Raw genomic sequence first — 12,347 nt, 5'->3', positions numbered from 1 at the left:
TGTTTTATTTTACTGTCCTTCAGAAACTTCATGGCTGAATTGCCATTCGACTCCGAATTTGTCCTTTAATGCACCGTAACTTTTGCTCCAAAATGTTTCTTGTAGCTCCATGGTTACTGTGCCGCCTTCTTTTAATGCATCAAATGAATTTCTTAAATATTCTTCATCATCTGATAGAACTGCAACTGTCACATTGTTACCTACAACATAAGGTTGACCTGGCCATGTATCCGAAAACATTACACGACTTCCAGCGATATTCAGTCGAGTGTGCATAACTAAGTTTTTAGCTTCTTCTGGCATTTCAAAATTCGGATCGTTGTGCGCTTCTCCAAATGTACTAATTTGTGGTTTTTCTGTTTTAAATGCCTCTGCATAAAATTCAGCTGCTTCACGACAATTGCCGTTAAAAACTAAATATACTTCTACGCCCATTTTATTATCCTCCCAAAATTAACTTCGTTATTTTAATTCAATAAATGTACATCATATCCCTTTTATCCTAACTGAATATTTTTTATTCACTAAACCAAAAGGCGTTATCGAACTGGGTGAGTGGCAAGGCGCAAAAAGAAATAGATAAGGTCATTTGCCCCACTCCTTACTATTTGTTAGAATGGAGAGTGAGACTAAATAGGAAGTGAAAAATTTTATGGCTAACATATTAAGTAAAATTTTTGATCCGAACAAAAAAGAAATTAAAAAACTTGAAAAAAAAGCAGATCAAATAGAGGCTCTTGCTTCTCAAATAGAGAAGTTGTCAGATGATGAATTAAAAGAAAAAACAACAGAATTTAAACAACGTTATCAAGATGGTGAATCGTTAGAACAAATGCTTCCAGAAGCATTTGCTGTTTGTCGTGAAGCATCTAAACGTGTGTTAGGAATGTACCCGTTCCGTGTTCAGTTAATGGGTGCGGCAACTTTGAATGACGGCAATATCGCAGAAATGAAAACTGGGGAAGGGAAAACGTTAACTTCCACGATGGCCGTTTATTTAAATGCGTTAACAGGTAAAGGTGTACACGTTGTAACAGTGAACGAATACCTTGCTAGTCGTGACGCATCTCAAATGGGTGAACTATATAACTTCCTAGGTTTGACGGTTGGTTTAAACTTAAACAGCTTATCAAAAGATGAAAAACGTGAAGCTTATGCTGCGGATATTACATATACAACGAACAATGAATTAGGGTTCGACTATTTACGTGATAACATGGTTCTTTATAAAGAAGACCGTGTTCAGCGTCCGTTGTATTACGCAGTAATTGACGAAGTTGACTCCATCTTAATCGATGAAGCGCGTACACCATTAATCATTTCTGGACAAGCTGGTAAATCAGCGAAACTTTATGTACAGTCAAATGCATTTGTACGCATGTTAAAACCGGAAGAAGATTATTCTTACGAAGAAACAACAAAAGGCGTAACGTTAACGGAAAGTGGTATTTCAAAAGCGGAAAAAGCTTTTGGTGTTGATAATTTATTTGATTTAACACATGTACGCTTATTACACGCAATTAATCAGTCATTAAAAGCGCATGCTTCTATGCACCTTGATGTTGACTATGTTGTTCAAGATGGCGAAATCGTAATCGTTGACGGCTTCACAGGTCGTTTAATGAAGGGGCGTCGTTACTCAGATGGGTTACACCAAGCGATTGAAGCTAAAGAAGGCGTAGAGATTCAAAACGAATCGATGACAATGGCTACAATTACGTTCCAAAACTACTTCCGTATGTATGAAAAATTATCAGGTATGACTGGTACTGCAAAAACAGAGGAAGAGGAATTCCGTAATATTTATAACATGCAAGTTGTTGCAATTCCTACGAATAGACCGATTGCACGTCAGGATAAACCAGATTTAATTTACGCTTCAATGGAAGGTAAATTTAAAGCTGTTGCGAATGATATTGCTGAACGCCACAAAGCGGGTCAACCTGTGTTAGTTGGTACGGTTGCGATTGAAACGTCGGAGATTATTTCTAATCTATTAACTAAATATAAAATTCCACATAATGTATTGAACGCGAAAAACCATGAACGTGAAGCAGAAATTATTGCAGATGCAGGGAAACGTGGTTCAGTAACAATTGCTACAAACATGGCTGGTCGTGGTACAGACATTAAACTTGGTGAAGGTGTTTTAGAGCTTGGCGGTCTTGCTGTTATTGGTACAGAACGTCATGAATCACGCCGAATTGATAACCAGTTACGTGGTCGTTCTGGTCGTCAAGGTGACCCTGGTTATACGCAATTCTACCTTTCACTTGAGGATGAGCTAATGCGTCGCTTCGGTTCAGATAAAATGAAAGCAATGATGACACGTCTTGGTATGGATGATTCTCAACCAATTCAGTCTGGTATGGTGTCAAGAGCAGTTGAAGGTGCTCAAAAACGTGTAGAAGGAAATAACTTTGATGCTCGTAAACGTTTATTGCAATATGATGATGTTTTACGTCAACAACGTGAAGTTATTTACCAAGAACGTCGTCAAGTACTAGAATCTGAAAATATGCGTGAACTTGTGGAGTCTATGATTCAAGAAACGATTGAATCCATTGTTGGTGTTCACACACAAGGTGATGAAAAAGAGTGGAACTTAAAAGCAATCGAGGACTATGTTCAAGCGAATCTTTTAGATGAAGGTGTTGTGAAGGCGGCTAACCTTGAAGGGAAGTCTCCAGAAGAAATTATTAACTTTATCTACGATGAGGTTCAGAAAAAATACGATGCGAAAGAAGAAGAACTTTCAGCAGAACGTATGCGCGAGTTTGAAAAAGTTATCTTACTTCGTTCAATTGATACGAAATGGATTGATCATATTGATGCGATGGACCAATTACGTCAAGGGATTCATTTACGTGCATATGGTCAAACAGATCCACTTCGCGAATATCAAAAAGAAGGATTTGCGATGTTCGAAGATATGGTTGCTTCCATCCGTGAAGACGTTTCGAAGTACGCAATGAAAGCTCAGATTCGCAACAACTTAGAACGTGAAGAAGTTGCAAAGGGACAAGCGGTAAATCCGAAAGAAGAAGCTGGACCGAAGAAAAAACAACCAGTTCGTAAAGCAGAAAACATTGGACGTAATGATCCTTGTCCATGTGGAAGCGGCAAGAAATATAAAAACTGTCATGGTGCTGCGCAGTAAGTAAAGTGGATGACGGCGAACAAGATGCATTAGCTTTAGGTAAAATGCATACGGGACCTTTTGGAAGGGTAGTCAGTATGGATGATTTACTGGACAAAGTTTGGGGATTTATCGAAAAAGTGTCTAGTAAAAGCGATTTACTGGACAGAATTTGAAGAAATTCCAAAAAAGTGTCTAGTAAAAGCGATTTACTGGACAGAATTTGAAGAAATTCCAAAAAAGTGTCTAGTAAAAGTGATTTACTGGACAGAATATGGAGAAATCCCGGAAAAATATCTAATAAATGCGATTTACTGGACAGAATTTGAAGAAATTCCGAAAAAATGACTATCAGACCACTTCTCGAAGACTAAAAAAGCAGAAATTCCAAAAAAAGTGTCCTTGAGAAAGCTTTTCGAGGACAAAAACCGCTAGATTTAAGAAAAAGTGTCCTCGAGACCGCATCTCAAGGACAAAAAACGTAAGATATTCGAAAAAATGTCCTTGAGACCGCCTCTCGAGGACAAAAAACGCAAAAAACTCGAAATAATGTTCTTGAGACCTTATCTCAAGGACAAAAACCGCAGAATACCAGAAAAAATGTCCTTGAGACCGCATCTCGGGGACAAAAAAACGCAAAATTACTGGATAATGGCCACGATCAGCTATAACTAAATTCGTGTACCTTTTCTACTTACTAACATTCTGAACCGATGCCACGCATAAATCTTTTCGGCACGGTTCTCTCAATTTAATAAAGTACGGGGGATTTCATTTGATGATTGAATTAGCAGAAGTAAGAAATATATTAGAAACAACAGCCACTAAATTGGCGGACTTCAGGGGGTCTCTTTGACTTAGAGAACAAAGAGCCACGCATACAAGAGCTTGACGAAATGATGTTGATGCCTGATTTCTGGAATGACCAAGAAGCAGCTCAAAAAGTGATCAATGAAGCAAATGGTTTAAAAGCGGTAGTAAATGAATTTAATGACCTTGTGTCAACACAGGAAAACTTAGAAATGACTTTGGAGCTTTTAAAAGAAGAACCGGACGAGGATTTACAAACTGAACTTGGTGAAGAACTTGCCGACTTCCAACAAAAAATGGCTGCCTTTGAGCTACAAATGCTACTTAGTGAGCCATACGATAAAAACAACGCCATCTTAGAACTTCACCCTGGCGCAGGTGGAACGGAGTCACAAGACTGGGGTTCGATGTTGCTACGCATGTATACACGTTGGGCTGAACACCACGGCTTTAAGGTGGAGACGATGGATTATTTACCTGGTGATGAAGCAGGCATTAAATCTGTTACGTTATTGATACAAGGACATAATGCTTATGGTTATTTGAAAGCTGAAAAAGGTGTCCATCGATTAGTCCGAATCTCACCATTTGACTCTGCAGGTCGCCGTCACACATCTTTCGTTTCTTGCGATGTTATGCCTGAATTCAACAATGAAATTGAAATCGAAGTGCGTACAGAAGACTTAAAAGTAGATACGTATCGTGCAACTGGTGCTGGTGGACAGCATATTAATACTACAGACTCAGCGGTTCGTATTACACACATACCTACAGGTGTTGTAGTATCTTGTCAGGCAGAACGTTCACAAATTAAAAACCGTGATAAAGCGATGAGCATGTTAAAAGCAAAACTTTATCAATTAGAAATTGAAAAGCAACAAGCTGAACTAGATGCAATCCGCGGTGAACAAAAAGAAATCGGATGGGGCTCACAAATCCGTTCTTATGTATTCCATCCATATTCAATGGTAAAAGATCACCGTACAAACTTTGAAACGGGTAATGTTCATGCCGTAATGGATGGCGAATTAGATGGATTTATTAATGCATACTTAAGATCTCGTATCGGATAAAATATAAAACAGCATTCATTTGTTAAAAAGACAATGGATGCTGTTTTATTTATGTTAATGGACTAGTAATCAAGCATACCAATTTTCTTTTTCAATAAACGTATATCGCCTTTTGAAGTTATCGAGTCGTGGGATAGAATCATTATTTGTTCATTGATACTGTCGAGTTTTTCAATTAAAATCTGTTGGTTTTTGTTTGAATTTTCCTCAAAAGAATTAAATCTTTCTTCTAGAATTCCCATTCTATCTTCCAAAGAACCCATTCTATCTTCCAAAGAAGCCATTCTACTCTCAAGCGAATCCATTTTATTAGACAACTCTAATATTGCTTGCAATACCGCATTCATTTCACTCATATTGACACCTCCAAAATTAGTATTTGCTAAATTTAAATTATATAGAAATAATAATTGAACAACAATGCCACAAAATATAGAGGGATTTATTACCAGTCAAAAAACTGCTCAAAATTTTAGTTCTCTGTTGCATAATTTTAAATCCGGTGTAAAATATAAGAACAAACGTTCTATTTAAGGGGGTATTTTAGTGGCACATGTTCCCATTGAAGCTGTTCCAACCCTAGAAGCTGCAATATATTTACCAATGGTATTAGATGTTTTAGATAATGACTTTGCTGTAATTGATGCAGGTGAGTTTAAGTTGAAATATCGTTATTTTCATTTGATTGATAAAGCTAGGAATAACGTACATGAGGACTTTAAAAAGACGAAGGCGTATCTACATCGTCACCAGTTAAAGGTTGTCCGTGGTAACAGTGATGAATTATTTACCGAGTATTATTTTCATTATCAACAGGCGATGGAAGTAAGAAGGTATTCAAATATACGCCTTCGCAATAAAATAGAAAATTTACTGGAATATTACTTTAAACACGCTTTATATGAAGTTAAAGAAGTATGGCATTCTGAATGATTAAACGCTGGTTGCTAGCATGTTTTTGTAACATGGTTGCTCTTACGTACTGATTGTTGAAAGATGATTGTGGCACTTGTAAAATTATCTCGCGATCATCTTTTAATGTAATTTTTGTTTGGTCCATATCTTGTTGAATATTAATGATGCTATGTAGACCAACCCAAACATTACTTGGCGATGTTGGAGATAGAATTGGAAAGAAAACAAGTGGAACCCCATAATCATAGGCGATAATGATTGGCAATTTATGTTTATCCGGACCAAGGAAATTCTTAGAGACTTCACGTGCTGCATTGTATCTTGAGCCCATTAAATCACATGATTTTCGAATGATGTAAAGAGGTTTTCTTGAGACAACAACTTCTCCACTCTTATCATACACCCGAGAATATAGCTTGTCCCCATGTTGAATTGGCTCAATTAAATAAGAATTGAAAGATAGATAATAGGAATTGACCGGCTTCAGCTTACTCATATTAAACACCTCCCTTTATGTAAAAATATTACAATAATTCCAATTCAAATACATATTAATACAAATCTCATCAAAACTCAACATCATTTTGTCGAAAGATTAAAAAAACTTAAATTAAAATCTATTTTTCAGAATATATTGCAAATTGATATTTAATTTTTTATAATAGAAAAAAGGGAATCGGGGTGATATCGATGGATAAATATTATTCATACACAGATTTTCTTAAGGCAGTTGGACAATATCAACATGCGAATGAATCTGAGAAATTGTTGAATGACATTTATTTGGACTTGTTTTTGAATCGAATTCAAAGAATGCAACGTATTGAAGAGTTAAAACATCTCATCGATACAGCGTTAGACGAAAGAAACCGAAATGCATTCCATTTGTATGCAGAAGAGTTAAGTGAATTACAAGAATCGATGAAATAAACAATATAAGGCCGCTTATACAACTTGTTCTAAAGACTAAAGAACAAGTTGATATAAGCGGCTTTTCCTTACTATTTCTAAAAGATTTTAAGCGGTAGCAACTAAATATCAAAAAAAGAAAAAGAATATACGTTCGCTTATTTATCGATTTTTTATAATTTGTATGCTACACTAAACTTACGATAAATGGGTGAAAGGAAGGCCAATTAATGACATTTGAATTGCACTCCCCTTACCAACCTAGTGGTGATCAACCCGAAGCGATAAAACAGCTTGTTGAAGGTGTTAAACAAGGTAAACGTCACCAAACATTACTAGGAGCGACTGGTACAGGAAAAACATTTACTATCTCCAACGTTATAAAAGAAATTAATAAACCTACACTTGTGATCGCACACAATAAAACACTTGCTGGACAACTTTATAGTGAGTTTAAACAATTCTTCCCAAATAACGCAGTTGAATATTTTGTAAGTTATTATGATTACTTTCAACCAGAAGCTTATGTACCACAAACTGATACATATATCGAAAAAGACTCAAGCATTAATGATGAGATCGATAAACTCAGACACTCTGCAACGTCTGCTTTATTTGAACGAGATGATGTTATCATTATTGCCTCTGTTTCTTGTATTTACGGTTTGGGGAATCCGGAAGAATATCGTGAACTTGTTGTTTCAATAAGAACAGGAATGGAAATCGAACGCAACCAACTACTAAGAAAACTAGTAGATGTTCAATATGAGAGAAATGATGTCAACTTCCAGCGCGGAACTTTTAGAGTTCGAGGAGATGTAGTGGAAATTTTCCCAGCATCCCGTGACGAACACTGTATTCGCGTGGAGTTTTTTGGTGACGAAATCGATCGAATCCGTGAAGTGGATGCTTTAACAGGAGAGATTCTTGGTGAACGTGATCATGTAGCCATTTTCCCAGCATCCCACTTCGTTACACGAGACGAAAAAATGAAAATAGCAATAGAAAATATCGAAAAAGAGTTAGAAGTCCGACTAGAACAATTCCGTTCAGAAGATAGACTTTTAGAAGCGCAACGACTAGAACAACGAACGAACTATGATTTAGAAATGATGCGTGAGATGGGATTCTGTTCAGGAATTGAAAATTATTCAAGGCATCTAACATTAAGGGAAGCAGGTGCTACTCCCTATACGTTACTTGATTACTTTCCAAAAGATTTCTTACTAGTAGTCGATGAAAGTCACGTATCATTGCCACAAATTCGTGGAATGTTTAATGGTGACCAAGCACGGAAGAATGTATTAGTAGAGCATGGTTTCCGTTTACCATCTGCTCTTGATAACCGACCATTAAGATTTGAAGAATTTGAACAACATATAAGCCAAGCAATCTATGTCTCTGCGACACCTGGTCCGTATGAAATAGAGCATACACCAGAAATGGTGGAGCAAATTATTCGACCAACAGGATTACTTGATCCAACAATTGATGTTCGACCTATTGAAGGACAAATTGATGATTTAATAGATGAAATTAATGAACGAGTGAAAAAGCAAGAACGAGTTCTCATAACGACGTTGACTAAGAAAATGTCAGAAGACTTAACCGATTATTTAAAAGAAATAGGCATTAAAGTAGAATATCTTCACTCTGATATTAAAACGTTAGAGCGAATCGAAATAATACGTGAACTTCGAAAAGGAAAGTATGACGTTTTAGTTGGTATTAACTTACTTCGTGAAGGGCTTGATATTCCTGAAGTATCCCTTGTTGCAATATTAGACGCAGACAAAGAAGGCTTCTTACGTTCGGAGCGTTCATTAATCCAAACAATTGGACGAGCTGCCCGAAATTCTAATGGTCATGTTATTTTATATGCAGATAAAATGACAGATTCCATGACAAAAGCTATTGGTGAAACGAAACGTCGTCGCGCCATTCAAGAGGAATACAATGAGAAACATGGAATTACACCACAAACAATTCAGAAGAAAATCCCAGAACTAATCCGTGCGACCCAGGCTGCCGAAGTAGAAGAAACATACGTGACAAAAGTGACAAAAGGCAAAAAATTAACAAAGGCCGAATTGGAAAAGCTCATTGCAACACTAGAATTAGAAATGAAAGAAGCGGCAAAAGCGCTTGATTTTGAACGAGCAGCAGAACTACGAGATACAATATTCGAACTGAAGGTAGAAGGGTGACCAAAGTGAAAAATACAGAAATTGTTGTGCAAGGCGCACGTTCCAATAATTTAAAAAATGTCAGTCTAACAATCCCTCGAGATAAGCTTGTTGTCATAACAGGCCTATCTGGATCTGGGAAATCTTCACTTGCTTTTGACACGATTTATGCTGAAGGCCAACGTAGATATGTAGAGTCATTATCTGCCTATGCACGTCAATTTTTAGGAAATGTAGATAAGCCAGATGTGGATTCAATTGAAGGACTATCACCTGCAATAGCGATAGATCAAAAAACAACAAGTCGTAATCCGCGTTCAACTGTTGGTACCGTCACAGAAATCTACGATTATTTCCGTCTATTGTTTGCACGAGTTGGGAGACCTATATGTCCAAACCATGGTATTGAAATTGCATCACAATCAATTGAGCAAATGGTAGATCGACTATTAGAATACCCAGAACGAACAAAAATGCAGCTGTTGGCACCAATTGTTTCGGGGAAAAAAGGAACTCATGTCAAACTGCTTGAAGATTTAAAAAAACAAGGGTATGTACGCGTGCGAGTTGATGGGGAGATGCGTGACTTAGACGACCTCATTGAATTAGATAAAAATAAAAAACACGATATTGAAGTAGTAATTGACCGTATCGTGATGAAAGACGGAATTGATTCAAGATTATATGATTCCATAGAAACAGCTTGTAATTTAGCAGAGGGACGTGTGTTGGTTGATGTCATGGAACAAGAGGAATTGTTATTTAGTCAACATCATGCATGTCCAATGTGTGGTTTCTCCATTGGTGAACTAGAACCTCGTATGTTTTCATTCAACAGTCCGTTCGGAGCATGTCCATCCTGTGACGGTTTAGGATTTAAACAAGAAGTGGATCTAGATTTAGTCATCCCTGATTGGAGTAAATCATTAGAAGAACATGCAATTGCACCATGGGAGCCAACAAGCTCGCAATATTATCCTCAGCTGTTAAAGTCTGTTTGCGATCATTATGAAATTCCAATGGACGTTCCAGTATCCGAAATTCCAAAGGAACAAATGGATAAGATTTTATACGGTTCAAATGGAGAACTAATTTATTTCTATTATGAAAGTGACTACGGTAGTGTTCATAATAAAAAAATTCCATTTGAAGGCGTCGTGAACAATATTGATCGCCGTTTCCGTGAATCTTCTTCCGAATATGTTCGCGAACAAATGGCGAAATACATGGCAGAACAAAAATGTCCTTCTTGTAAAGGATTTCGTTTAAAGCCAGAATCATTGGCTGTTAAAGTAGAAGGATTAAATATTTCCGAAGCAACACAACATTCCATTCAAGAAATGTACGGCTTCTTCTCAACATTGACTTTAACTGAAAAGGAAATGCAAATTGCAAAACTCATTATTCGCGAAATTACACAGCGTTTAAGTTTCCTTATTAATGTTGGGTTAGATTATTTAACATTATCTCGTTCAGCAGGTACATTATCTGGTGGGGAAGCACAGCGAATTAGACTTGCCACTCAAATTGGCTCACGCTTAACTGGTGTACTTTATATACTCGATGAACCTTCGATTGGACTACATCAACGTGACAATGACCGTTTAATTTCTACACTGAAAGAAATGCGAGATTTGGGAAATACATTGATAGTAGTAGAACATGATGAAGATACAATGATTGCAGCCGATTATTTAATCGACGTTGGGCCACATGCAGGTGTACATGGAGGCGAGATTGTTGCTGCAGGTTCTCCGCAAGAAGTGATGGACAATGACGATTCCATCACTGGACAGTACTTAAGTGGTAAAAAATTCATTCCACTTCCAAAAGAACGTAGAGCATCTGATGGACGAAAGCTAACGATTAAAGGTGCGAAGGAAAACAACTTAAAAAACGTAAAAGTTGATATTCCTTTAGGACAATTCATTGCAGTAACAGGCGTTTCAGGTTCAGGAAAGTCAACATTAATTAATGAAATTTTATATAAATCCCTTGCTCATAATTTAAACCGGGCAAGAAGTAAACCAGGTCAACATAAAGAAATAACTGGGATGGAGCATTTAGATAAAGTCATTGATATTGACCAGTCGCCAATTGGTCGAACACCACGTTCAAACCCGGCAACATATACAGGAGTGTTTGATGATATCCGTGATTTATTTGCCTCAACAAATGAAGCAAAAATCCGTGGATATAAAAAAGGACGTTTCAGCTTCAACACTAAAGGTGGACGTTGTGAAGCTTGTAGTGGGGATGGGATTATAAGAATTGAAATGCACTTCCTGCCTGATGTCTACGTTCCTTGTGAAGTGTGTCACGGGAAACGTTACAACCGTGAAACGCTAGAAGTACGCTACAAAGAAAAAAATATTGCTGAAATTTTGGACATGACAATTGAAGATGCCGTTAAATTCTTTGAAAATGTACCTAAAATTCAACGAAAGTTACAAACCATTGTTGATGTGGGGCTAGGTTATATGAAACTTGGACAACCGGCGACAACTTTATCAGGTGGGGAAGCACAGCGTGTAAAACTTGCTTCTGAGCTCCACCGCCGATCTACAGGAAAGTCCTTCTATATTTTGGACGAGCCTACAACTGGTTTACACGCTCATGATATCGCAAGACTGTTAAAAGTCCTTCAAAGATTGGTTGAAAATGGTGATACTGTTTTGGTCATCGAGCACAATTTAGATGTTATCAAAACTGCAGATTACATTATTGATCTTGGACCTGAAGGTGGCGATATGGGTGGCACAATTATTGCAACAGGTACTCCAGAGGTAGTTGCTGAGGCAAAAGGTTCTTATACAGGTCTTTATTTAAAGCCGATTTTAGACCGAGATCGAAAACGAATGGAAGAGTTACTAGAAAACGCAAGTAGCAAGTAGTTACTAAAAACAACGAGGCTGGGACAAAATATTACTTTTAATCAAAAGTCAAAATTAAGTATAATAAAAATTTGCTATTTCTATATTAGAAAGTCGTTTGTTGGAGAGGCATGCGGAGACTCTCTCGAAAATGCTAAAGCATTTTCTCGTTGCGATGATTATTCAAGGAAGTATTCCTTGTCCTGCAGGACGTAGAAGCAGTCATGAGACCCCGGAAAGCTTTAGCTTCCGGAGGCTCATGGCTTCCCTGCGGAAAGCGAAGCATGCATCGGAAACAAACGTCGCTATATCAAAAAGGTACAATTCAAATTGAATGATTGTACCTTTTCACTTATTGCCCAGCCTGTTATTCCAAAATATTTGAAATTGTCAACAGAGAAATGAAACTTTTTAGCTTCCCTTGACGTATACTTGGTATACA

General features: G+C 37.2%; 10 protein-coding genes. 7 read left to right on the top strand and 3 right to left on the bottom strand.

The window, feature by feature from the left end; genetic code table 11:
- Window positions 1–9 precede the first annotated feature (9 nt).
- Window positions 10–435 (bottom strand): VOC family protein, encoded by a 426-nt coding sequence (locus CD29_RS01520; RefSeq protein ID WP_036182059.1) that lies wholly within the window; start codon window positions 433–435, stop codon window positions 10–12.
- Between the two features lie 217 nt (window positions 436–652).
- Between CD29_RS01520 and secA the strand changes: the two genes are divergently transcribed.
- The 3 genes from secA (at window position 653) to prfB (ending at window position 5,022) form a co-directional block, all read left to right on the top strand.
- Complete coding sequence (gene secA / locus CD29_RS01515) at window positions 653–3,160, top strand: preprotein translocase subunit SecA (protein WP_036182057.1); 2,508 nt, start codon at window positions 653–655, stop codon at window positions 3,158–3,160.
- An 81-nt stretch (window positions 3,161–3,241) separates the two neighbouring features.
- A complete protein-coding gene (locus tag CD29_RS01510) occupies window positions 3,242–3,487 on the top strand; it encodes a hypothetical protein (RefSeq protein WP_036182054.1) in 246 nt (81 codons plus the stop codon).
- 433 nt (window positions 3,488–3,920) lie between these two features.
- Window positions 3,921–5,022 (top strand): peptide chain release factor 2 gene (gene prfB / locus CD29_RS01505; protein ID WP_140422883.1). Its coding sequence is split into 2 segments (ribosomal slippage): window positions 3,921–3,992 and window positions 3,994–5,022, totalling 1,101 coding nucleotides; the frame shifts between segments, so codons are not numbered across the junction.
- Window positions 5,023–5,084: 62 nt separating this feature from the next.
- Here the strand turns inward: prfB and CD29_RS01500 are convergent.
- Complete coding sequence (locus tag CD29_RS01500; protein ID WP_036182052.1) at window positions 5,085–5,378, bottom strand: hypothetical protein; 294 nt, start codon at window positions 5,376–5,378, stop codon at window positions 5,085–5,087.
- A gap of 190 nt (window positions 5,379–5,568) precedes the next feature.
- Between CD29_RS01500 and CD29_RS01495 the strand changes: the two genes are divergently transcribed.
- On the top strand, window positions 5,569–5,955 hold the full coding sequence (locus CD29_RS01495; RefSeq protein ID WP_052123939.1) for a hypothetical protein: 387 nt from the start codon (window positions 5,569–5,571) through the stop codon (window positions 5,953–5,955).
- Here CD29_RS01495 and CD29_RS01490 read toward each other — a convergent pair.
- Window positions 5,930–6,433 carry a competence protein ComK gene (locus tag CD29_RS01490; protein ID WP_036182050.1) on the bottom strand — a complete coding sequence of 168 codons (504 nt, stop codon included), beginning with the start codon at window positions 6,431–6,433 and terminating at the stop codon, window positions 5,930–5,932. The genes CD29_RS01495 and CD29_RS01490 overlap by 26 nt on opposite strands.
- A 194-nt stretch (window positions 6,434–6,627) precedes the next feature.
- Here CD29_RS01490 and CD29_RS01485 point away from each other — a divergent pair, with 194 nt between their 5' ends.
- The 3 genes from CD29_RS01485 to uvrA all read left to right on the top strand — a co-directional run bounded on the left by CD29_RS01485 (window position 6,628) and on the right by uvrA (window position 11,926).
- Window positions 6,628–6,867: an IDEAL domain-containing protein gene (locus tag CD29_RS01485; protein WP_036182048.1), complete on the top strand. Its 240-nt coding sequence runs from the start codon at window positions 6,628–6,630 to the stop codon at window positions 6,865–6,867.
- Window positions 6,868–7,076: 209 nt separating this feature from the next.
- Window positions 7,077–9,053, top strand: coding sequence for an excinuclease ABC subunit UvrB (gene uvrB / locus CD29_RS01480; protein WP_036182045.1), 1,977 nt, complete (start codon window positions 7,077–7,079; stop codon window positions 9,051–9,053).
- Window positions 9,054–9,058: 5 nt separating this feature from the next.
- The gene (uvrA, locus tag CD29_RS01475) at window positions 9,059–11,926 is read left to right on the top strand and encodes an excinuclease ABC subunit UvrA (protein WP_036182043.1); all 2,868 of its coding nucleotides are present in this window, start codon (window positions 9,059–9,061) and stop codon (window positions 11,924–11,926) included.
- The last annotated feature ends 421 nt before the right edge of the window (window positions 11,927–12,347 follow it).

Source organism: Ureibacillus manganicus DSM 26584, assembly GCF_000772945.1.
GTDB lineage: Bacteria > Bacillota > Bacilli > Bacillales_A > Planococcaceae > Ureibacillus > Ureibacillus manganicus.
The sequence above is the reverse complement of the archived record's forward strand: the minus strand, read 5'-3'. Positions and strand labels throughout refer to the sequence as shown.